Source organism: Dorea sp. Marseille-P4042 (genome assembly GCF_900290215.1).
GTDB classification, from domain to species: Bacteria; Bacillota; Clostridia; order Lachnospirales; family Lachnospiraceae; genus Dorea; species Dorea formicigenerans.
This window is the reverse complement of the sequence record NZ_OLMI01000003.1, coordinates 243,204-265,433: the sequence shown is the minus strand read 5'-3', so window position 1 is coordinate 265,433 and position 22,230 is coordinate 243,204. Positions and strand designations below refer to the sequence as shown.

Genomic DNA, 22,230 nt, shown 5'->3' with positions numbered 1-22,230 from the left:
ATGTGCCAGCCATAGTTGGGGTTTTTGATGCAACATTATAATAAAACAAACAATAAGGGGGACATGTGTGTGAATTGTGAAAAAAAGATGCTGAATATTTACCGACAGGGGAAAACTTTTACGGACCAGTTCTATGTAGATGAGGATTATAATGTGCCAGACACGAAAGCTGATATCCGGGAGATTATAGAGAGCGATGCGGTTATGGAGGAAATCGACCTGAAGCTTGTGGAGAATTATATCCGGATCACCGGGCGGCTTGCTTTTCAAGTTTTATATGTTGCAGATAACAGTGACAATACCTTATCTTCTCTGGAAGGGAAAATTCCCTTTGAGGAAATGTATTATGTAGACGAGACTTTGGAAGAAACGTTATTTTTGAAAGCAGCGCAGACAGAGCTGACTGTCAATCTGATCCATTCCCGGAAAATCAATGTGAAAGCGATGGCGGAAGTAACCATGAGTTCGGACAGTCAGGTAAGTGAAGAAGTGACGACCGGGATTGAGAGTGGGGAGCAGATTTATACAAAATACCAGGAGAAGCAGATCCTGACTCTTCACACTGTGAAAAAAGATACATACCGCATCAAAGAGCAGCTGACAATCTCCGGAACAAAAGAAAGTATCGGAAACATTTTGTGGAAAGAAGTACTCAGCCGCCGTCTGGATACAAGGCTGGAGGCAGATACATTAAAACTTCAGGGAGAACTTCTTGTGTTTTGTCTTTATGAATCAGTGGATGGAAAGACAGACTGGATCTGTGAAAATGTTCCGTATGAGGGACAGGTAGAGTGCTTTGGTGCAGAGGAAGGTATGTACCATCAGATTTATCCGATTCTTACAGATGCACTTTTAGAGCCGGCTATGGACGAGGACGGAGAAATGCGTCTTCTTGGCATCGAGGCAACACTTTCTATGCGGTTCTTTTTGTGCACGGAGGAAAAGATACAGATATTAGACGATTTATATTCACTGAAAACATGTTGTGTTCCAGCGTATACGCAGTGCAAGGTGGAAAATGTTCTGATGCAGAATCATTCCAAATGTAAAATCGCAGAGCGGTTGTCACTGCCTGAGATTAAAGATGACATTTTACAGATCTGCTATAGTGATGCGAGAATTCAAGTCGAGCAGATGACGGTTCAAGACACAGGTATTCAGATAGAAGGAGTACTCCATATCCGTTTTATGTATGTCAGACCGGACGATCAGATACCATTTGCCCTGTGGCAGGGGATGATACCATTTTCCTGGCTGTTGGAAAGCAATGAAGTCCAGGAGGATATGACATTGGATATGATGCCGTCTCTGGAACAGCTTGGCATCAGTCTCCTTGGAAATGGAGAGATAGAAGTAAAGGCGGTGCTGGCATTTCGGAGTTTCCTTCGTGGAAAAGTGACATTTCGTAACATAGATTCAGTAGAAGAGAAAGAGATAGATTATAAAGTGTTGGAACAAAGACCGGGAATCATTGGATATATCGTAAAAGAAGGCGATGAACTGTGGAATCTGGCGAAATACTACGGCACGACAAAGGAAGGGATTATGGACATCAATCATATGGAGTCGGAACAGTTGAAATGTGGCGACAAACTATTGATTTTTAAGGAAAATGCCAGTATACTGTAGGTATATTGTATACAAGACGGGGCTGGATACGAGGAGAAAAAGTTATGGATAAGATGGAATTAAAGGCACTTGGAAAGATCAATCTTGGATTGGATGTGCTTGGCCGCAGGGAGAACGGATATCACGATGTCCGTATGGTTATGCAGACAGTATATCTGTATGATCAGATCGTGATAACGAAGACAAAGCAGCCGGGAGTAAAGGCAGAGACGAATCTTTTTTATCTTCCGGTAGATGAGAATAATCTTGCATGCCGGGCAGCAAAGATGCTGATCGATGAGTTTAACATTACCGAAGGAGTGCACATTTCCATGGACAAGAAAATTCCGGTATCAGCAGGTATGGCCGGCGGAAGCGCAGATGCGGCAGCAGTTCTTTTTGGAGTCAATAAGATGTTCGAACTGGGGCTTAGCATGACTGAGCTTGAAGAACGGGGGGTAAAGCTTGGCGCAGATGTACCATACTGTCTGATGCGTGGGACAGTTCTGGCAGAGGGAATCGGTGAGAAGCTGACACCTCTTTTGGCCTGTCCAAAGTGTTTTGTGTTGCTGGCAAAACCACCGATCAGTGTATCGACGAAGATGGTCTATGAAAAACTGGATGCATTGGAAATTACAGAACACCCGGATATCGATGGTATTTTAAACGGACTTGCGAGAAAGAATATCCATAAGGTGGCAGAGTGTATGGGAAATGTACTGGAGCAGGTGACGATTCCTGTCTATCCGGTCATTGAACAGATTAAAAATGTCATGAAAGAAGGCGGAGCCATGAACGCTATGATGAGCGGAAGTGGTCCGACCGTATTTGGCTTATTTGAAGACAGACAGTCAGCGAGACGTGCGGCACAGAAGATAAAGGAACAGAAACTGGCAAAACAGGTATATGTAACGAGTATACACCAGGCAAGGAGGAAGTAGAAAGCATGGAGCAAAATTTGAAAGTCAATGAAAATGAATACCTTCCGCTCAGGGATGTGGTATTCAATACACTCAGACAGGCAATCCTTCGAGGAGAGTTTAAACCGGGTGAAAGATTGATGGAAATCCAGCTTGCAAATAAACTGGGCGTGAGCCGTACCCCGATCCGTGAGGCAATCCGTAAGCTGGAGTTGGAAGGTCTGGTCATTATGATTCCGAGAAAAGGTGCGGAAGTGGCGGACATTACGGAGAAAAGTCTGCGAGATGTGCTGGAAGTCAGAAAAGCACTGGAAGAACTGGCAGTGCAGCTCGCATGTGAGAAGATCACTCAGGAAGAGTTGGAAGAATTGGAACAGGCCGGAGAGAATTTTAAAAAAGTCCTGAAAAGAAGTAAAGACATCACAGAGGTAGCAGAGGCAGATGTGCGATTCCATGATGTGATCTATATGGCAACGGATAATCAGAAACTGATCCATCTGCTGAATAAATTAAGAGAACAGATGTACCGCTACCGTGTAGAATATTTGAAGAACCCAGATGTGCACGAGCAATTGACCCAGGAACACGAAGAGATCGTGTACCATATCAAGAGAAGAGAAAAAGTAGAAGCAACAGCAGTTACATGTCAGCATATTGATAATCAGGTATCTGCGGTGACGGACAAGATCAGAACGAAGAATAATTAGCAGATACCTGTATAATCTACGGATATCTGTCCATACTTTCTGTATAAATTCAATTTAAATGTTTGAGTGATTGCAGGAGGTACATAGATATGCGAAAGTTATGGGATCTGTTGAGAAATAAAATCGGGACAAAGAATCTGATTTGTGGTATACTTGGTATTTGTATAGCAGTTGGATGGATGTGGAGTTTTACTGCATGGCGCGTGGCTTTGGTGGATAAGAAAATCTGCGAGACGCAGCGGGGGATTGCAGATGAAGTCTTTCGTTTTCATGTGCTGGCCAACAGTGACAGTGAAAAAGACCAGCGGGTGAAGCTAAAAGTCCGGGACGCAGTGATTGCCTATATGACATCTGAGATGCCAGGTACCACAAACCAGATGGATCACGCAGTGACAATGGATCAGGCGGAGCAGATGAATCCAGGCATTCATAAAAATTCTGCACAGGCAACGAAGAAATGGGCAGAGTCTCACTTAAATGATCTGATCCTGGTGGCTGACGAGGTGCTTGAGCAGGAAGGCATGGATTATCAGGCAGATGCGCACGTGACGAAGTGCTGCTTCCCAGAAAAAAAATACGGAGATATGACATTTCCACAAGGCGAGTATGAGGCGCTGAGGATCACATTGGGTGAGGCGGCCGGACATAACTGGTGGTGTGTGTTATATCCAAATCTCTGTTTTCTGGACAAGACTTGTGCGGTGGTGAGTGATGAAGGGAAAGAAGACCTTAAAGGGGTGCTTACCGATGAGGAATATCAACTGCTTACGGATAATAAAGAACTTAAGATGAAATGGTTTTTCTTCGGAGATTAGGAGAGTATGAGATGACAGAGTTTCTTGTACGACATTTTGTAAAAGATTATGAGAATACGAGTAAGGTGTCTGTGCGTACAGCATATGGAGTGCTGGCAAGCGTGACAGGCATCTTTTGTAATATATTGCTATTTGCGGCAAAATGGCTGATTGGCTATCTGCTTCACAGTATTTCTGTTATGGCAGATGCATTTAACAACCTGTCTGATGCAGGTTCTTCAATCATCAGTCTGATCGGTGTGAAGATGGCAGGAAAACCGGCAGATAAGGAGCACCCGTTCGGACATGGAAGAATTGAATATATTGCGGCGCTGATCGTGGCCTTTCTTGTAATGGAAGTTGGATTCACATTTTTTAAAAGCGCTATTGCGAAGATCAGGGAACCGGAAGAGTTACATTTCCAGGCGGTATCTATGCTCATATTATTTCTGTCAGTGGCAGTGAAGCTGTGGATGGGAGTGTTTAATAAAAATCTTGGAAAACGTATCAATTCCCAGGTCATGATGGCGACTGCAGCAGATTCCATGGGAGATGTGATTACAACGGGGGCGACTATCGCTTCAGTATTATTTTTTTATTTTACAGGAATTAATATTGACGGATATGTAGGACTTGGTGTATCGTTAGTCGTTATGTGGGCCGGTATCGGAATCGCAAAAGATACGCTGGAGCCATTGATCGGGGCACCGGTAGACCCACAGGTCTATAAGCAGATCAGTGACTTTGTGGAGAAATATGACGGGATTCTTGGAAGCCATGATTTGATCGTACATAATTACGGACCAGGAAGGAGCATGGCATCCATTCATGCGGAGGTCCCGAATGATGTGAACATTGAGACATCCCATGAGATTATCGACCGGGTGGAGCGAGAAGCATTAGAACAGCTTGGGGTTATGCTCGTAATACATATGGATCCTGTAGAGACAAAAGACAAGCATGTGCTGGAGACAAAGGAGAAAGTCGAGAAGGTGCTGCGGGCGATGGATCCTAAGCTTAGTATCCATGACTTTCGAATGGTTCCCGGAACGGATCAGATCAATCTGATTTTTGATCTGGTCGTACCATTTGAATATGATCAGAAAAAACAGGATCATATCCGGTCTGCGATTATGGGAGTTTTACAGATTGTAGATCCAAGATATCAGTGTGTCATTACAGTGGAAAGGAGTTACGTTGCAAGTGCCAAAGAAGGAGTATAAATATATGATTGACGGCCGCGTCCGCTTCAGCGAGATCGACCACACAAGAAAGATTACAGTTCCATCGATCATCAATTATTTTCAAGATTGCAGTACATTTCAGTCAGAAGATATCGGAGTCGGTCTGGACGTACTTTCAAAAAAGAAAAAAGCGTGGATTCTGACTTACTGGCAGATCGTGATCGATCATTATCCGAAAATGAATGATAAGATCCAGGTCAGCACATGGGCTTCAAAGTTCAAGGGAATGCTTGCAGAGCGCAACTTCTGTATGACAGATGAGAATGGAGAAAAGGCTGCGTACGCACAGTCAGTCTGGGTATATATGGATGTGGAAAAGGGGCGTCCGGTAAGACCAGATCAGGAAGAACTGGATGCTTATGGACAGTGTGAACCGCTGGAGATGGACTATGAATCCAGAAAAATTGCACTGCCGGAAGAATGTATGAGTCTGGAGCCGTTTCCGGTGCGCAGATACCATATTGATACGAATGAACATGTAAATAATTGCCAGTATGTACAGATGGCTATAGAAATGTTGGATCAAGAGAGAGTGATCCGTCAGGTGCGGGTGGAATATAAGAAATCAGCAGTGCTGGGGGATATGATTGTTCCCAGGACAGGTGACAGAGATGGCCGGACAGTTGTGGAACTGTGTACGACAGAAGGAGAATTGTATGCAGTAGTAGAATTTGCATGGGTGTAGGGGCATTTACATAAAATGGGCTGATGATAGATGTTTGTAGAGAGAGAAAGGATAAGACAGATGAAGTTAATCGAAGAACTCGGAAAACGAAGAATGCTGACAGTTGTAAAGACAGTTGATTTTGGAATATATCTTGGAACAAGCGAGGAACGTGTACTGCTTCCAAAGAAAGAAGTACCAAAAGAAATTGAGATTGGAGATCCGGTGGAAGTATTTCTTTACAAGGATTCCAGCGACAGATTGATTGCAACAACAGCAGAACCAAAGATCACATTGGGTGAACTGGCTGTTCTGACAGTGAAAGATACCGGAAAGATTGGAGCATTTCTCGACTGGGGACTGCCGAAAGACCTGCTACTTCCATTCAAAGAGCAGACGGCTAAGGTGAAAAAAGGAGATCAGGTGCTGGTTGCGCTTTATGTGGACAAGTCCGAGAGATTATGTGCGACTATGAAGGTTTATGAAAAATTAGAGACAGACTCTCCGTATAAGAAAGACGATCATGTAGAAGGAATCGTCTATGAGAGAAGCGATAACTTTGGAGTTTTTGTAGCAGTAGACAATAAGTATTCTGCACTGATCCCGAAGCGTGAAGCGTACGGCGGACATCTTCAGGTTGGGGATAAAGTCCATGCAAGAGTTATAAAGGTACGTGAAGATGGAAAGCTGGACTTAAGTGTGCGTGAGAAAGCATTTATCCAGATGGATGCAGATGCAGAGCTGATCGTAAAACGGATGGAAGAGCACGGGGGAAAACTGCCATTTACAGACAAGGCAGATCCGGAAAAAATTAAAAATGAACTGGGACTGAGTAAAAATGCATTTAAACGTGCAGTAGGACGTCTTTTAAAGGAAAACAAAGTCATTATTACAGAAAAATCTATTGAATTTCTGCACAAATAAGGTATAATGGGGGCGTGATAAATTTTGAAAGGAGCGCGAGCGCATGAAAGTACAGAATATTACAGATATTGAAGGATTTTTTAAAGCAATTGACGGTTGTAAAGGAAAAGTTGAGCTTGTTACTGGTGAGGGAGACAGACTGAATTTAAAATCAAAATTATCCCAGTATGTATCACTCGCGACCATCTTTTCAAATGGGGAGATTCCGGAAATGGAAATCGTCGCACATGAAAAAGAAGACATCGACAGGCTGATTTCCTATATGATTAACGGCTAGGATCAGAAGAGAGAATGAAGTATTGATGAGAATATTAGCGTTGGCGGGCGAAAAAGTCTGTCAGCGCTTTCTTTTCTATCTGTATCAGAGCAGCAAGAATGTGCCGAGGCACATTCTTTATTACATGCGAAGATAAGGAAAATAAGGGAGAAAAATATATGAGCTTTGCACATTTACATGTTCATACAGAGTACAGTCTGCTGGACGGCTCCAATAAAATTAAAGAGTGTGTGGCGCGGGTCAAAGAGCTTGGAATGAACAGCGTGGCAATTACTGATCATGGCTGTATGTTCGGCGTGATCGACTTTTACCGTGCTGCCCGTGCTCAGGGAATCAAGCCGATCCTTGGCTGTGAAGTCTATGTGGCACCAGAATCCAGGTTTGACAAAGAGGCTGTAGGAAGCGGAGATGACAGATATTATCATCTGGTTCTTCTGGCAGAAAATGATGAAGGATACCACAATTTGATGAAAATTGTATCCCGTGGTTACACAGAAGGATATTATTATAAACCACGTGTGGATCTGGAACTTTTGAGGGAATTTCACGAAGGAATCATTGCGCTTAGCGCGTGCCTGGCAGGTGAGGTTCAGAAAAATATCACAAGAGGCATGTACAGTGAAGGAAGAGCAGCAGCTCTTAGGTATGAGGAAATATTTGGAAAAGGGAATTTTTTCCTGGAGCTGCAGGATCATGGAATTCCGGAGCAGCAGACGGTCAATCAGGCATTGATGCGCATGTCACAGGAGACGGGAATTGAACTGGTAGCAACGAACGATATACATTATACTTATGCAGAAGATGCGCGGGCACACGATATTCTGCTCTGTATCCAGACAGGTAAGAAGCTGGCAGACGAGGATCGTATGCGCTATGAGGGCGGACAGTATTATATCAAGTCAGAAGAGGAAATGAAGAAGCTGTTCCCATATGCATTGCAGGCTCTTGAGAACACACAGAAGATTGCAGACCGTTGTGACGTGGAAATCGAATTTGGTGTGACCAAACTTCCAAAATACGATGTTCCGGATGGACTTTCCTCCTGGGAATATTTGAACAAATTGTGTTACGAAGGGCTGGAAAGACGTTACTCGAATCCTTCACAGGATTTGAAAGACAGACTGGACTATGAACTGTCAGTTATTCACAAGATGGGCTATGTCGATTATTTCCTGATTGTGTGGGATTTCATTCACTATGCAAGGTCACAGAAGATTATGGTCGGACCGGGACGTGGTTCCGGTGCCGGAAGTATTGTGGCGTATTGTCTGGAGATTACAAGTATTGACCCGATTAAATACCAGCTTCTGTTCGAACGTTTCCTGAATCCGGAGCGTGTGTCCATGCCCGATATTGACGTGGATTTCTGTTACGAGAGGCGTCAGGAAGTGATCGACTATGTAGGAAGAAAGTACGGCGCAGACCGAGTCGTTCAGATCGTCACATTTGGTACACTGGCCGCCAGAGGTGTGATTCGGGATGTAGGACGTGTGATGGATCTGCCGTATGCATTTGTAGATAATATAGCGAAGCTTATTCCGAAGGAGCTGAATATTACTTTGGATAAGGCACTCAAGACCAGCTCAGAACTTCGCAAGTCCTATGAGGAAGACCCACAGGTAAAAGAACTGATTGACATGTCCATGCGTCTGGAAGGACTTCCAAGACATACTTCCATGCATGCAGCCGGAGTTGTTATCAGCCAGAAGCCGGTAGAAGAATATGTGCCGCTGTCACTTGGATCAGATGGATCTGTAACGACTCAGTTCGTAGCGACCACGTTGGAAGAGCTGGGACTTTTGAAAATGGACTTTCTGGGGCTTCGCACCTTGACGGTGATCCGGGATGCAGAGAAGCTTGCAAGCTACAGTTCCGGAAAAGAGATCAACATTAACAAGATTAATTTTGACGATAAAGCAGTACTGGATTCTATTGGAACGGGAAAGACAGACGGTGTGTTCCAGTTAGAGAGTGCAGGAATGAAGAACTTTATGAAAGAGCTGAAACCGCAGAGCCTGGAAGATATTATCGCCGGAATTTCCCTGTATCGTCCGGGGCCGATGGATTTTATCCCTCAGTATATTAAAGGAAAAGAACATCCGGAGCTGATCACCTATGACTGCCCACAGCTAGAGCCGATCCTGTCGCCAACTTATGGCTGTATCGTCTATCAGGAGCAGGTGATGCAGATTGTGCGTGATCTGGCAGGATATACCCTTGGACGAAGCGACCTTGTGCGCCGCGCTATGTCTAAGAAGAAAGCCGATGTCATGGCAAAGGAACGCCAGAATTTTGTGTACGGAAATCCGGAGGAAGGGGTACCAGGCTGTATTGCAAATGGTATTGACGAGAAGACTGCCAATAAGATTTATGATGAAATGACAGATTTCGCCAAGTATGCATTTAACAAATCCCATGCGGCAGCATATGCGGTCGTTTCTTATCAGACAGCATGGCTCAAATATTATTATCCAGTAGAGTATATGGCAGCTCTTATGACCTCAGTCATTGATAATCCAGGAAAGGTAGCCGAGTACATTTACAGTTGCCGCCAGATGGGGATCAAGATTCTGCCGCCGGACATTAACCATGGTTACAGCAGCTTTTCTGCAGATAACGGAAGTATCCGGTACGGACTGGCAGCGATCAAGAGCATCGGCAGACCAGTCATCAAAGAAATCGTTGCAGAGCGGAAAGCAAACGGAGAGTTTAAGAATCTGAAAGATTTCATTGAGCGGATGTCAGGAAAAGATATCAATAAGAGAACGATTGAGAACTTTATCAAATCCGGTGCATTTGACGAACTTGGAGGAACAAGAAAGCAATTCATGGTCATCTATGTACAGATTCTCGACCAGGTGAACCGGGAGAAGAAAAATTCCATGACAGGTCAGATGTCTCTTTTTGACATTGTAGGAGAAGAACAGAAATCCGAGTTCGATATTCCACTGCCAAATGTAGGTGAATACGAGAAGTCTACGAAACTTGCTTTCGAAAAAGAAGTGCTTGGAATCTACTTAAGCGGACATCCGATGGAAGAGTACGAGGAGCAGTGGAGAAAAGGCATTTCCAAAACGACACAGGATTTCCAGTTTGATGAGGAATTGGGATTTTCAAGAGTCAGTGATGGCGCAACAGAGATCATTGGAGGAATCATTGCGAGCAAGACAATCAAATACACGAAGAATAATAAGACCATGTGTTTCCTGACGATCGAAGATATTATGGGATCAGTAGAAGTCGTTGTATTTCCAAGAGATTATGAGCGCTATCATCAATATCTGGAAGAGGAAAATGTTGTCTTTGTTAAGGGACGGGTGTCAGAAGAGGATGAAGCCTCCAGCAAACTGATCTGTGAGAAAGTCATTCCATTTGGACAGAAGAAACAGGAACTCTGGATCCAGTATCCGGATAAAGAAACATTTCTTCAGGGAGAGAAGATGCTATATGATATGCTTGCATCTTCCGATGGAAATGATGAAGTGATAGTATATTGTAAGGCAGAGCGGGCGGTAAAACGCCTTCCATCTAACCGAAATGTGAATATAGAACCTGGATTACTAAGCAGGCTTATGAATTATTTTGGTGAATCTTGCGTAAAAGTGGTGGAAAAACCATTGAAAAGCTAAGGCAATTCATATACAATGTAGCGTGAAGGGTTAAATAAATAACGAAATAAATATGTTGCTGATCAAAGAGGTGAAAAGCAACTCTACGATGGAGGAGAAGAATCATGGCAGAAAGAATCATTCGTACAATAGGTGTATTGACAAGTGGAGGAGATGCTCCGGGAATGAACGCGGCAATTCGTGCTGTTGTCAGAACTGCACTTGGAAAAGGTGTGAAAGTACGAGGCATCAGAAAAGGTTATAAGGGACTTCTCAATGAGGAAATCATCGATCTGGACGCAGGAGATGTATCAGACATTATTCAGCGTGGAGGTACAATTCTTCAGACGGCCCGTTGTAAAGAGATGATTACAGAAGAAGGTCAGCAGAAAGCAGCAGCTATCTGTAAAAAGTATGGAATTGACGGTCTGGTAGTAATTGGAGGAGACGGATCTTTCCGTGGAGCGCAGAAACTTGCATATCTTGGAGTGAATACGATTGGAGTTCCGGGAACCATCGATCTTGATATTGATTGTACAGAGTATACGATCGGATTTGACACAGCGGTAAATACAGCTATGGAGGCAATTGATAAAGTCCGTGATACATCTACTTCACACAGCAGATGTTCTATTATTGAAGTTATGGGACGTGATGCAGGATACCTGGCTCTGTGGTGCGGTATTGCAAATGGAGCTGAACGTATTCTCCTTCCTGAGGAAGAAGGATATGATATTGATGATATTATCGATGATATAAAAGAGTCTAAAAAAAGAGGTAAGAAGAACTACATTATCATCAATGCAGAAGGTGTTGGTGATTCTGTGAATCTTGCAAAGACAATCGAAGAAAGAACGGGCATGGAGACAAGAGCAACTATCCTCGGACATATGCAGCGTGGTGGAAGCCCGACATGTAAAGACCGTGTATATGCATCTATCATGGGATCCATGGCAGTAGATCTTCTCTTAGAAGGAAAGACAAACCGTATCGTAGGTTACAGACACGGTGAATATGTAGATTTTGATATTGAGGAAGCACTTGGAATGCAGAAAGGAATCCCTGAATATCAGTACGAGATTTCCAAGAAGCTTTCTCTGTAAAGCCGGCAGGAATAGAAGTGATGATGTCCGCCGGACTTCGAGAATGAGGAAAGATAAAGATTTATGACGAAAAATGTATTAGTTACAATATCCGGACTTCATTATGATGACAGTGTGATGATGGTGCAGGAGGAGAATAGTAATGAGGCAAACTCCATAGAGGTGACAACTCCTGCCACCTATTATCTGAAAAATGGGAAACATTACATAGTTTATGATGAGATCGTAGAGGGAATTCCGGGGACGATCAAGAATCGAATCAAAATTGATGAAGGAAGGCTTTTAGATATTACAAAAAGCGGAATTACTAATTCGCATATGGTATTTGAGACCGATAAGATTAATGTGACTCCATATCAGACTCCATACGGAGATCTGCTTCTTGGCACATATACGAAAGGTATGGATATACAGATTGAAGAGGAGCGCATCGAACTTCAGGTCAGATATTCTCTGGATATTAATGGAGACAAGGCCGCAGACTGCGATATCCGCATTCTGATAGAAGCGAATGAATAAGAAGGATAAAAAAATGAGTATAAAAAAGGGGCTGTGAAAAACAGCCTCTTTTTTTGGATTTTATTTTCTATGCTTTATTTTTTATCTTTTTTAAATCTGGCAAAAAATCCTTTTTTCTTCTCTGGTGTCTCCAGTGCACCACGCACGCCCTTAACGCCGGTAATGTAGATACCGCTTACTGTTGCTTTTACTTCTTTTTTAACAGGAATGAGCGGATAAATCTGAGCATCACACATCAGTGTCATAATTCTCGGTCCGACTTTCGCCTTGACAACCGGAACTTTAGAACGGCGGAGATACTTTGGAGTATTGTCGATGACAATCTGTGGAAGACCAGAATCCTTTAACTTCATCTTGCCCTTATCGATGATCAGCATAGATACTGTCTGTGCAACAGCATCTAACTGCTCCTGCTGTTCAGCCTGTTTTTTTTCAGCTTTCTTACCCAGGAAATACAGCACAACACAAGCGATTATCAGTACGACTAAAATTACCAGTAAAACAATCGATAATGTACTCACGAGTAACCCTCCTATATTTATCTAATGTCATTTACACAAATCTCATTGTATCATTCTTTAAGTGGAAGTGCAAGGAAAAACGTCAGTTACTGCGCGTGCAATTATGAAATATATGTGAAAAGTATTTGCAACATTTGGGAAATGTGTTATAACTAGAAGTAGCGTTTTTCCAATCGTGAAAAGTAATTTTAAATTATAAAACGAAGTTTTAAAGGGGTAAGAAGATGAAGAAGAGATTAGCAGCACTTTTCTGTGCAACACTTGCAGCTTCCATGATTCTTGTGGGATGCCAGGCAAGTAAAGGATTAGAGACAGACAATCTGAAAATCACACAGTATAAAGGCGTAGAAGTAAGCGCAGTAGCTAAACCGGAAAAAGTGACAGATGACGATGTAGAACAGTATATTCAATCTCAGCTTACAAGCTCTGCAACGACAACAGAAGTGACAGACCGCGCAGCACAGAAGGGAGATACTGTAGATATCGCATTTGCAGGAACCATTGACGGAGAAGCATTTGACGGAGGCTCTTCTGATAGCTATTCACTGGAACTGGGTTCTGGAAAGATGATTGATGGATTTGAAGACAGCATTATCGGACATAATGTGGGAGAGACGTTTGTATGGGACGGAAAATTCCCAGACGATTATAAGTCAACAGATCTTGCGGGAAAAGCATGTCAGTTTACGATTACTGTAAATTCTATCTCAGAGCAGAATGTACCGGAACTGACAGACGAGTGGGTTGCGAATAATTCTAAAAGTTCTAAGACTGTAAAAGAATATAAGAAAGAGATTAAAAAGACACTGGAAGATCAGAAGCAGAAAGACTATGACAGTACTTTGAAATCAGAGGCATGGCAGGCAGTCGTAGATAACACAACTGTTCAGAAGTACTCTAAGAAACAGCAGGAGAAGATTGACGAGATGAAGAATTCTCTGATTGATTCTTACAAGTCTTATGCAGAGAGTCAGGGAACTGATTATGAGACTTACATTACATCTTCTGGCCAGTATACAGTAGAGAGTTTTGAGCAGAAAGTGGAAGAGGCAGCTCAGGAGTCTGAGAAGCAGACTATGATCGCTGAGGCTATTGCAGACAAAGAGAAGATTAAATTAGATGACAAGACATACAAGAAGATGTTAAAAGAGTATGCTAAGACATATGGATTCGAAGATGGTGACGCCATGGAAAAGGCATATTCAAAAGATACTTTAAAAGAGGCAATGCTCACAGATCTGGTAAAAGACTGGCTGGTAGATAACTGTATCCAGAAAACAGATAATTAAGAATAAAATGGATCTATCGGAGATTGAAAATAAATATAACGAAAGAATAAAATACATCAATCAAGGATTAATGCCATTAGACAATTGACAAGAAAGCACTGATTAATCAGATAACATATGATTCATCGGTGCTTTTTTTGTACTTTTAATAGAATAATTGGAAAATTATACTAATATATGTATAAAATTGCACAAGTAGAAGTGTAATATAAGCTTGAGTTATATGCATTATTTAGGTATAATAAAGAAAGCACGCTCACGGAAGGGCGTGTAAACTCAAGAAGAAAGGTGAGAGGGAAATGAACGAAAAGAATGAGTTTAAACCGTATATCCCGGCCGATAGGGTTATGCCGGAGCTTACGGTAACTTCCATTGTAATGGGAATGCTTCTGGCTGTAATTTTTGGTGCAGCAAACGCATATTTAGGACTTCGTGTAGGTATGACTGTATCTGCGTCTATTCCGGCAGCAGTTATCTCTATGGGAGTGATCCGCGTGATCATGAAGCGTAATTCCATTCTGGAAAGCAACATGGTTCAGACAATCGGTTCCGCCGGAGAGTCTCTGGCAGCAGGAGCCATCTTTACAATGCCGGCTCTGTTCCTTTGGGCAGAAGAGGGCCTGTGCGATATGCCAAGTCTTGTAGAGATTACACTGATCGCACTTTGTGGTGGAGTCCTTGGAGTACTCTTCATGGTACCACTTCGTAATGCGCTGATCGTAAAAGAGCATGAGACACTGCTTTATCCAGAGGGAACTGCTTGTGCAGACGTACTTCTGGCAGGAGAAGAAGGAGGAGCCAATGCTTCAACAGTATTCTCCGGTATGGGACTTGCGGCAGCATTTAAATTCGTTGTAGACGGACTGAAAGTACTTCCGTCTGACGTAGCATTTGCATTTAAGTCATTCAAAGGTGAGATTGGTATGGAAGTATATCCGGCACTTCTCGGTGTTGGTTATATCGTAGGACCACAGATCGCTTCCTACATGTTTGTAGGATCTATAATCGGCTGGATGGTAATCATTCCTCTGATTTGTCTGTTCGGACCAGATACATGGCTTTATCCGGCAGATGTAGGAACAACAATTGCTGATCTTTATGCAGCTGGCGGAGCAGCAAAAATCTGGAGTACATATGTAAAATATATCGGTGCAGGAGCAATCGCTACAGGAGGAATTATCTCCCTGATCAAATCTCTGCCACTGATCATTACAACATTCCGTGACTCTATTAAGAGCATGAAAGGTGGAAAGAATACCAATACAGCTCGTACAGCTCAGGATCTTCCAATGCAGATGATCCTGTTCGGAATCGTAGCTATGATTCTTATCATCTGGGTAGTGCCTGCAATTCCGGTAACATTACTTGGAGCAGCAATTATCGTAGTATTTGGTTTCTTCTTTGCAACTGTATCCTCCCGTATGGTAGGTCTTGTAGGAAGTTCGAACAACCCGGTTTCCGGTATGGCTATCGCTACACTTCTGATTGCTACAATGTCAATCAAAGCAAGCGGTAAGACAGGAATCGACGGTATGACAGCAGCTATTGCAATCGGATCAGTTATCTGTATCGTAGCAGCTATCGCCGGTGATACATCACAGGATCTGAAGACAGGATACCTGCTTGGTGCAACACCTAAGAAACAGCAGATGGGTGAAATTATCGGAGTTGTTGTATCCGGCCTTGCAATTGGTGGAGTTCTGTATCTTCTGAATGCAGCTTGGGGATACGGTGGAGCAGAAGTACCTGCACCACAGGCAACACTGATGAAGATGATCGTAGAGGGAATCATGGGTGGAAACCTTCCATGGAACCTGGTATTTGTCGGAGTATTCTTAGCAATTGCACTTGAAATTTTAAGAATACCGGTTATGCCATTTGCTATCGGTCTGTATCTTCCAATTTACCTGAATGCATCCATCATGATCGGTGGTGTTGTTCGTATGTTCATGGATCGTCGTAAAAATGTTGACGAGGAGACAAAGACAAAGCAGACAACAGACGGAACACTGTATTGTGCAGGTATGATCGCAGGAGAAGGACTTGTAGGAATCCTGCTTGCAATCTTCGCAGTATTTGGAATTAACATAAGTATCGGAGAAAGTGTAAACTTTGGTAACATCGGTGGAGTTGTACTGATGGTTATCATGATCTTATGCCTTCTGAAATTCTCTCTTTGGAAAAAGAGTAAAGAGAAATAATGAAAAAGAATAAGAAAAATAAGCAGCAGATTAATTATCTTGACCTGATTCCGGTGAGACCGGAAAAACTCGGCTGGCATATAGACCGTCGGGAACGGGTTGTATTAGAAGTGAAGAATGAAGGCTTTTTCAATCGGATCGCACAGACATATTTCCGCAGACCACAGACGACGAAAGTTCATCTGGATGTGCAGGGAAGTTATCTGTGGCCGTTGATCGACGGAGAGCGGACAGTGATGGAACTGGCCGCCCTTCAGAAAGAACATTTTGGAGAAGCAGCAGAGCCGCTGTATCCAAGAATTGTGAAATATTTTCAGATTTTAGAGAGTTATCATTTTATCAGCTTTAAAAATATGGAAAAATAATTATCTGTACTGCAGATATTCGAGAAACCGCTTTACCGCAAGGGAAGCGGTTTTCTTGCTTCTAAGAGCCAGCCCTATACGGCGGTAAGCCGGAACATCTAATTCTTTTGTGAGAATGTGATAAGGGATTCGTTGTAGGATCAGTTGTGGAAGCACACTGATGCCAAGCCCTTTTTCGACCATGGACATAATTGCGTAATCATCCCATGTCATAATGTGTACCTTCGGATTCAACCCACAATTACTAAAGATGTCAGTGGCATCAGAATTAGCTCCTCTGGAAAGAAGGAGAAATGGAGCAGATACCAGTTCTTGAACCGGGAATTTTTTACAGTCTGCCAGTGGATGATGTTCAGGTATAACAGCCATCAGCGGGTCAGCTTCTAAAAAAATAGTTTCCAGTTCAGGATTTATTGTCGGGAGACGTAAAAACCCACAGTCCACCCGGCCGGAAACAATCCAATTTTCAATTTCGGCGTAATCACCGAGTAGAAGTTCAAAATCAATATTCGGAAAATCTTTCTGAAACTGTTGGATTATATTCGGCAGCCAATGTGTGGCAACACTGGAAAATGTACCAATTCGAATCAGACCAGACTGCAGGCCATGGAGCTCATCCACCTGCATCTGCAGCTTTTTATATTCGGCACAGACATTCTGTGCGTAAGGAAGAAGTCTCAGTCCATCAGAAGTCAGACGGACACCACCCCTGCCGCGTTCCAGAAGAATAATATTCCATTCCTGTTCCAGATCTCCGATCATCCGGCTGATCCCGGACTGGGAGTAGGAGAGTGCTTCGGCAGCTTTTGTGAAACTGCCATATTCAACAGCCTTAAGAAAGGCCTGGTATTTTTGTATGTTGACGTCCATATGGGCTCCTTTCAATTTGAAAAAGTCAGGACGGTATTTGTAACAGAAGAGCTATATCATGTGTGAATTATAAAATTCACACATAGTGATAGTTTTTTAGTTACAAATACCTGTGTATTTTTATCATAATGATGCGTCGCGAAGTATAGATTTGCTGTAGCGTGAGCGTGCCTTCGAGAACCTGTTTCATGGACGCGCATTATACAGTGTTTTGATTGATCTTATATAAATATCAATACATGAGAAAAACTCATGATACATATGAGAAAGATACGCTTTTGTAATCTGTAGCTCTATGGTAAACTAAACGCAGATGAAATGCAAGAGAGAGCGAGGATTTTTATTATGAAACCTTATCAGAACAGAATTGTTGTTAAAGTTGGTACATCAACACTTACAAATGAGCTTGGAAAGAGTGACCTTCGTTGTTTTGACAGACTGGCATGTGTGCTGTCAGATATCCAGAATATGGGATATGAAGTGATCCTTGTATCTTCCGGTGCAATTGCAGTTGGAAGAAATAAATTAAAAATGAAGACTCAGCCGACAAGTATGCGCCACAAACAGGCAGCCGCAGCAGTTGGACAGTGCAGTATCATGTTCTTGTATGATAAGTTCTTCGGAGATTATGATAAGACGATCGGTCAGATTCTTCTGAATGCTGAAGATATTGAACAGGAAGAGAAAAAAGACAATCTGATTAATACATTTGACGCACTTTTAGAGATGGGAGTCATTCCAATTGTAAATGAAAATGACTCTGTAAGCTATACGGAGATTGAATCTAATGACCGACTTTTTGGAGACAACGATATGCTGTCTTCTGTAGTAGCGGTTCTGTGCCGCGCAAGCAAATTAGTGATTTTTTCAGATATCGATGGATTTTACAATTGTGATCCAAGACTTCATCCAGATGCAAAGCTGATTGAAGAGATTGACAAGATTGATGACGAAGTGTACAAGCTTGCCGGAGGAGCAGGATCCAGACGCGGAACAGGAGGAATGCGTACAAAACTCCAGGCAGCAGCACTTGCAACTTCGCAGGGAATCGACACCATTATTACGAATGGAAAGAACCCGGCAGCACTCTATGATATTATCGAAGGAGTTCCGGTAGGTACGAAATTTAAAGCGCAGTAAAAGTATGTCATGTAATTGCATGACGCGCACCTCGCAGCAAGAATGCCGAGGCGTTCTTGAACAGATGATATAGTAAAAACGCTCAGATCTCAATATGAGATATGAGCGTTTTTATAGTACGCTTTGCAAGAAATCTTTGCGGAGATGAAAAGATTTCTTAACAGATTAATCTTCTTTTTTGTTATTATTCTCGGAATCTTCAGAGATAGAACCGATGCTCTTTTTAAATTCTTTGATAGAAGTTCCAATTGCTCTTCCAATTTCCGGTAATTTGGAAGGTCCAAAGATTACCAGAGCGATAACTAAGATTAAGATTAATTCACTTGTTCCAATTCTTGAAAACATAATAATTCCTCCTTAAATAATTTTATAAGTAATAATTTGACTGACTATTTCTTAATGATCAGTGTACTTGCTTTTGTCTCACCACCGACAGACTTTGCACCAGCGTATTTTGCTTTCAAATCGTCCAGTTCACCGAAATCAAGGGCTCTGGCATTGCAGACATCCACACATGCCGGATTTTTGCCATTTTTGATCAGGTCGTAGCAAAAATCACATTTTTTACATTTTTTAGCGCTTTCATCAATGGTCGGTGCGCCAAAAGGACATACCTTTGCACATGTTCCGCAACCGATGCAGCGTTCTGTATCAACTCTTACAATTTTCAAATCATTGTCGCGGTTCATTGCGCCTGTCGGACAATTCTCAACACATGCCGGGTTCTTACAATTATGGCAGGATCTGGAATGAAAGCAGACTCGTACAAAAGGAAAAGACCCTCTCTCTTCGGTTGTTACAGTTCGTAAATTCATCCCAGCATCGATACCACATTTGTCTTTGCAAGTTACAACGCAGGCTTTGCAGCCGGTACATTTTGTTTCATCTATAAAAAAACCTTTACTCATGACAGTTCCACTCCTAAATCAACTTTCCAGTCGTCTTGTAATTCAATATCTGCTTTCCGCATATTAGCAATGCAGGCACCCCAGGACTCTACATCTGGTCCAGATGGAAAATCACCAGTCAGCACATTAGGAGATCCTGCAATACATTTTTCATTCTTAATATTGATCCATACACCTTCATGAATTACGATAACCCCTGGCATAACACGCTCAGAAATGTGTAACTTACGCAGGATACTTCCGCGGGAGTTGAAGATTTCGATAACGTCCCCTTCTTTGAATCCTTTTTCCCTTGCGTCAATAGAGTTGACTTCCAATTCATAAGAGAATGCTTCGCGAAGCCATGTTACCTGGTTAAATACAGTGTGCGTACCACGAAGATCATGGATGCAGAGAACCTGGTAAGGATAATCTCCTTTTATTCCATTTTCAAAATCAGAGAAGGTAGCTTCATAACCTTCTGTAGGTGGGACATATTTTGCATATGCATAACCTTCATTCCAACCGGCTTTGTCAACGGCCTTTTTAAGAGCCTGACAGTAAAGTTCGATTTTTCCACTTTCCGTCTCAATCGGATTGTTGACAGGATCTTTCCTAAGCTTGCGGTTATGGACATATCCAAAGTTGTCGCCAAGTTTACGCTCAACCTGATAGATTCCTTTCTTTTTCAGTTCCATAATTGGGATGCGTCCCTGTTGGATTGCACCTTTTACGCCGAGCTTGTCTAAATCATCGACTGTGATACTAACAAGATTTTCATAATCTTTTCCATTATCTTTGACAACGGTAGAACTGGCAATAATGTTGAAGCAGCGTTGTTCATTGGAAATCGGATTTGCCAGTTTAGGGTCGACACCCAGTCTCTTTGCGATTTCTTCAGCAATCCATGCGTCATCTTTTGCTTCAAAGTATGGTTCAATAACTTTTTCTGTCCAGATCAGTGTCTCGCGATTTCCCTGAAGAACTTCGCCGTCCTTTTCCCATGGAGTTGTGACAGGTAGAACCACATCTGAGAACTGAGCTTCCGGAGTAAATGTATAATGGTTTGTTACTACGAAATCTACTTTTCTGTGAGCCTGAATACCTTTATTTACATTGTTAGTCTGATTCAGTGTTGCGCTGTGACTGTGATACATAACGTGGATATCAAGTGGTTTCAGACCATCTTTGCCATCTCTCCATGTACCAGATAAAATATCTTCCCAGTGGTGGTTTGTACATAGCTTTGGTTTGGAAATCGGATTCTTGATTTCTTCAATGCCATCTTCACCTTTTTTAACAAGGTTTGGACCACCATTCGTAGAAGATTCCTGGGAGCTACAGGAGAAGGCACCACCCTGGATTCCCATATTTCCTGTCATAGCACCAAGTGCCATCTGCGCAAGACAGACATGCTGTGCTTTCTCAACACGGGCAGAGTTCCAGCTGAACAGACAGGTCGTTGGTTTGTTGTTGATCAGTTCTTCAGCCAGTTTGTAAATACGATCAACAGACAGACCACAGATTTTGGAAGCCCACTCCGGAGTCTTTGGCTCGTGATCGTAAGTTCCGAGAACATAGTCCATATAGTTCTCTTCTTTGTTTGCACCTTCCGGCATATGATCAGCATCAAATCCAATGGTACAGTTATTTAAGAAATCCCAGTCAATGATAGTGCCACCGGCTTCTTTATCTCTCTGAATGATAATGTAAGATAAAGCCAGGATCAGAGTTGTGTCTGTTGCCGGACGGATTGGATAATAGTCATCGGCGAGAACAGCAGCAGACCTGGAGTACATAGGATCCACAGAAATGATTCTTGCACCGTATTCTTTTGCTCTTCTTAAGTTCAGAAGTGGCATTCCCATGGAAGCCTGAGCCGGATTACAGCCCCACAGAATAATCAGCTTAGCATTCAGAAGATCCATGCGGTCGTTTAGACAGTGACTTTTTTTGCTTGTGCCAAGAATTGGCATCATAGCTTTATTCCAGCAGCCTTTTGAGCGGCTTCCGCTCTTTTCAACATATCCCCCATAGAGAGCCAGTGTACGCTTCATTTCACCACCGTCAATCAGATAAATGGATTCATTTCCATAATTTTCTTTTGCTTTTTTTAACTGTTCAGCTACAATATCAAGAGCTTCCTCCCAGGAAATACGTTCCCAGGTATCAATACCACGCATTTCTTTACCGGTTGCGCCAGTCGGATCAAAGTGGGTACGTTTCATAGGATATTTGAGACGTTCCTTTCCGATGATCTGCATTTTTTGTGAAAGGCCTCTTACACAGGCTCGCTGTTGAGGATAATCATAAGAATCCTCGTGGGAAGCATCTGTTTTCAGACGAACGATCGTATCTCCTTTTACCTGTGCTTTCAGGCAGCATGTTCCACCACAGTTGTGCCAGCAAGGTGCATTTTTCCAGACTGCTTTTACAGTTTCTTCTTTGTCAGTGGAATATTCGCCGACAACATCAGAAAGTTTGTTGCCACAACCACCTAGAAGGGAAGCACTGCCGAGTGCAGCAAGTCCTTTCAGGAAGCTTCGGCGGCTAAATTTCTTTTTTTCAATGAAATCTTGAATACTCATT

20 protein-coding genes are annotated in these 22,230 nt (G+C 42.6%); 15 read left to right on the top strand and 5 right to left on the bottom strand.

Annotated elements, in window-relative coordinates:
- The first annotated feature begins 69 nt into the window (after positions 1-69).
- The 11 genes from C7E02_RS14695 to C7E02_RS14645 all read left to right on the top strand — a co-directional run bounded on the left by C7E02_RS14695 (position 70) and on the right by C7E02_RS14645 (position 12,368).
- The gene (locus C7E02_RS14695) at positions 70-1,629 is read left to right on the top strand and encodes an SPOCS domain-containing protein (protein ID WP_330406822.1); all 1,560 of its coding nucleotides are present in this window, start codon (positions 70-72) and stop codon (positions 1,627-1,629) included.
- Positions 1,630-1,673: 44 nt separating this feature from the next.
- Positions 1,674-2,549: a 4-(cytidine 5'-diphospho)-2-C-methyl-D-erythritol kinase gene (ispE, locus tag C7E02_RS14690; protein ID WP_105309973.1), complete on the top strand. Its 876-nt coding sequence runs from the start codon at positions 1,674-1,676 to the stop codon at positions 2,547-2,549.
- Positions 2,550-2,554: 5 nt separating this feature from the next.
- Positions 2,555-3,235 (top strand): GntR family transcriptional regulator, encoded by a 681-nt coding sequence (locus C7E02_RS14685; protein ID WP_022278520.1) that lies wholly within the window; start codon positions 2,555-2,557, stop codon positions 3,233-3,235.
- Positions 3,236-3,324: 89 nt separating this feature from the next.
- A complete protein-coding gene (locus C7E02_RS14680) occupies positions 3,325-4,050 on the top strand; it encodes a stage II sporulation protein R (RefSeq protein ID WP_022278519.1) in 726 nt (241 codons plus the stop codon).
- An 11-nt stretch (positions 4,051-4,061) separates the two neighbouring features.
- Positions 4,062-5,252 (top strand): cation diffusion facilitator family transporter, encoded by a 1,191-nt coding sequence (locus C7E02_RS14675; RefSeq protein ID WP_105309972.1) that lies wholly within the window; start codon positions 4,062-4,064, stop codon positions 5,250-5,252.
- 4 nt (positions 5,253-5,256) lie between these two features.
- Complete coding sequence (locus tag C7E02_RS14670) at positions 5,257-5,958, top strand: acyl-[acyl-carrier-protein] thioesterase (RefSeq protein ID WP_105310346.1); 702 nt, start codon at positions 5,257-5,259, stop codon at positions 5,956-5,958.
- A 60-nt stretch (positions 5,959-6,018) separates the two neighbouring features.
- The gene (locus tag C7E02_RS14665; RefSeq protein ID WP_005339583.1) at positions 6,019-6,861 is read left to right on the top strand and encodes a CvfB family protein; all 843 of its coding nucleotides are present in this window, start codon (positions 6,019-6,021) and stop codon (positions 6,859-6,861) included.
- Between the two features lie 43 nt (positions 6,862-6,904).
- Positions 6,905-7,138 carry a hypothetical protein gene (locus C7E02_RS14660; protein WP_005333269.1) on the top strand — a complete coding sequence of 78 codons (234 nt, stop codon included), beginning with the start codon at positions 6,905-6,907 and terminating at the stop codon, positions 7,136-7,138.
- Positions 7,139-7,296: 158 nt separating this feature from the next.
- Positions 7,297-10,767 (top strand): DNA polymerase III subunit alpha, encoded by a 3,471-nt coding sequence (locus tag C7E02_RS14655; RefSeq protein ID WP_105309971.1) that lies wholly within the window; start codon positions 7,297-7,299, stop codon positions 10,765-10,767.
- A gap of 104 nt (positions 10,768-10,871) precedes the next feature.
- Positions 10,872-11,849 (top strand): 6-phosphofructokinase, encoded by a 978-nt coding sequence (gene pfkA, locus C7E02_RS14650; RefSeq protein WP_022278515.1) that lies wholly within the window; start codon positions 10,872-10,874, stop codon positions 11,847-11,849.
- Positions 11,850-11,912: 63 nt separating this feature from the next.
- Entirely contained in the window at positions 11,913-12,368 is a 456-nt protein-coding gene (locus tag C7E02_RS14645) for a DUF1934 domain-containing protein (RefSeq protein ID WP_022278514.1), read from the top strand.
- A gap of 74 nt (positions 12,369-12,442) precedes the next feature.
- On the opposite strand, the gene C7E02_RS14640 is transcribed toward C7E02_RS14645, so the two are convergent.
- Entirely contained in the window at positions 12,443-12,889 is a 447-nt protein-coding gene (locus C7E02_RS14640; protein WP_005333284.1) for a hypothetical protein, read from the bottom strand.
- Between the two features lie 224 nt (positions 12,890-13,113).
- On the opposite strand from C7E02_RS14640, the gene tig reads away from it, so the two are divergent.
- From tig to C7E02_RS14625, 3 genes are all read left to right on the top strand, one after another.
- The gene (gene tig / locus C7E02_RS14635; RefSeq protein ID WP_105309970.1) at positions 13,114-14,178 is read left to right on the top strand and encodes a trigger factor; all 1,065 of its coding nucleotides are present in this window, start codon (positions 13,114-13,116) and stop codon (positions 14,176-14,178) included.
- Between the two features lie 299 nt (positions 14,179-14,477).
- Positions 14,478-16,379 (top strand): OPT family oligopeptide transporter, encoded by a 1,902-nt coding sequence (locus C7E02_RS14630; protein ID WP_105309969.1) that lies wholly within the window; start codon positions 14,478-14,480, stop codon positions 16,377-16,379.
- Positions 16,379-16,744, top strand: a complete 366-nt coding sequence (locus C7E02_RS14625) for a PqqD family protein (RefSeq protein WP_005333290.1) — start codon at positions 16,379-16,381, stop codon at positions 16,742-16,744. Before C7E02_RS14630 ends, C7E02_RS14625 begins: the two co-directional genes overlap by 1 nt.
- Here C7E02_RS14625 and C7E02_RS14620 read toward each other — a convergent pair whose 3' ends face one another.
- A complete protein-coding gene (locus C7E02_RS14620) occupies positions 16,745-17,614 on the bottom strand; it encodes a LysR family transcriptional regulator (RefSeq protein WP_105309968.1) in 870 nt (289 codons plus the stop codon). It abuts the gene before it with no gap.
- Between the two features lie 345 nt (positions 17,615-17,959).
- On the opposite strand from C7E02_RS14620, the gene proB reads away from it, so the two are divergent.
- Positions 17,960-18,754, top strand: coding sequence for a glutamate 5-kinase (proB, locus tag C7E02_RS14615; protein WP_105309967.1), 795 nt, complete (start codon positions 17,960-17,962; stop codon positions 18,752-18,754).
- A 165-nt stretch (positions 18,755-18,919) separates the two neighbouring features.
- Here the strand turns inward: proB and C7E02_RS14610 are convergent, their stop codons facing one another.
- From C7E02_RS14610 to C7E02_RS14600, 3 genes are read right to left on the bottom strand one after another with little or no spacing between them, the layout of a single operon-like run.
- The gene (locus tag C7E02_RS14610; protein WP_105309966.1) at positions 18,920-19,099 is read right to left on the bottom strand and encodes a twin-arginine translocase TatA/TatE family subunit; all 180 of its coding nucleotides are present in this window, start codon (positions 19,097-19,099) and stop codon (positions 18,920-18,922) included.
- A 44-nt stretch (positions 19,100-19,143) separates the two neighbouring features.
- A complete protein-coding gene (locus tag C7E02_RS14605) occupies positions 19,144-19,662 on the bottom strand; it encodes a 4Fe-4S dicluster domain-containing protein (protein ID WP_105309965.1) in 519 nt (172 codons plus the stop codon).
- Positions 19,659-22,229 carry a molybdopterin-dependent oxidoreductase gene (locus tag C7E02_RS14600; protein WP_242978902.1) on the bottom strand — a complete coding sequence of 857 codons (2,571 nt, stop codon included), beginning with the start codon at positions 22,227-22,229 and terminating at the stop codon, positions 19,659-19,661. The genes C7E02_RS14605 and C7E02_RS14600 overlap by 4 nt, the downstream gene beginning before the upstream one ends.
- Position 22,230: the final 1 nt, after the last annotated feature.

What these genes read in the sequence shown, in the direction of transcription:
- ispE (WP_105309973.1), top strand. Translation starts at nt 1,674, where the DNA reads ATGGATAAGATGGAATTAAAGGCACTTGGAAAGATCAATCTTGGATTG.
- C7E02_RS14685 (WP_022278520.1), top strand. Translation starts at nt 2,555, where the DNA reads ATGGAGCAAAATTTGAAAGTCAATGAAAATGAATACCTTCCGCTCAGG.
- C7E02_RS14680 (WP_022278519.1), top strand. Translation starts at nt 3,325, where the DNA reads ATGCGAAAGTTATGGGATCTGTTGAGAAATAAAATCGGGACAAAGAAT.
- C7E02_RS14675 (WP_105309972.1), top strand. Translation starts at nt 4,062, where the DNA reads ATGACAGAGTTTCTTGTACGACATTTTGTAAAAGATTATGAGAATACG.
- C7E02_RS14670 (WP_105310346.1), top strand. Translation starts at nt 5,257, where the DNA reads ATGATTGACGGCCGCGTCCGCTTCAGCGAGATCGACCACACAAGAAAG.
- C7E02_RS14665 (WP_005339583.1), top strand. Translation starts at nt 6,019, where the DNA reads ATGAAGTTAATCGAAGAACTCGGAAAACGAAGAATGCTGACAGTTGTA.
- C7E02_RS14660 (WP_005333269.1), top strand. Translation starts at nt 6,905, where the DNA reads ATGAAAGTACAGAATATTACAGATATTGAAGGATTTTTTAAAGCAATT.
- C7E02_RS14655 (WP_105309971.1), top strand. Translation starts at nt 7,297, where the DNA reads ATGAGCTTTGCACATTTACATGTTCATACAGAGTACAGTCTGCTGGAC.
- pfkA (WP_022278515.1), top strand. Translation starts at nt 10,872, where the DNA reads ATGGCAGAAAGAATCATTCGTACAATAGGTGTATTGACAAGTGGAGGA.
- C7E02_RS14645 (WP_022278514.1), top strand. Translation starts at nt 11,913, where the DNA reads ATGACGAAAAATGTATTAGTTACAATATCCGGACTTCATTATGATGAC.
- tig (WP_105309970.1), top strand. Translation starts at nt 13,114, where the DNA reads ATGAAGAAGAGATTAGCAGCACTTTTCTGTGCAACACTTGCAGCTTCC.
- C7E02_RS14630 (WP_105309969.1), top strand. Translation starts at nt 14,478, where the DNA reads ATGAACGAAAAGAATGAGTTTAAACCGTATATCCCGGCCGATAGGGTT.
- C7E02_RS14625 (WP_005333290.1), top strand. Translation starts at nt 16,379, where the DNA reads ATGAAAAAGAATAAGAAAAATAAGCAGCAGATTAATTATCTTGACCTG.
- C7E02_RS14620 (WP_105309968.1), bottom strand. Translation starts at nt 17,614, where the DNA reads ATGGACGTCAACATACAAAAATACCAGGCCTTTCTTAAGGCTGTTGAA.
- proB (WP_105309967.1), top strand. Translation starts at nt 17,960, where the DNA reads ATGAAACCTTATCAGAACAGAATTGTTGTTAAAGTTGGTACATCAACA.
- C7E02_RS14610 (WP_105309966.1), bottom strand. Translation starts at nt 19,099, where the DNA reads ATGTTTTCAAGAATTGGAACAAGTGAATTAATCTTAATCTTAGTTATC.
- C7E02_RS14605 (WP_105309965.1), bottom strand. Translation starts at nt 19,662, where the DNA reads ATGAGTAAAGGTTTTTTTATAGATGAAACAAAATGTACCGGCTGCAAA.
- C7E02_RS14600 (WP_242978902.1), bottom strand. Translation starts at nt 22,229, where the DNA reads ATGAGTATTCAAGATTTCATTGAAAAAAAGAAATTTAGCCGCCGAAGC.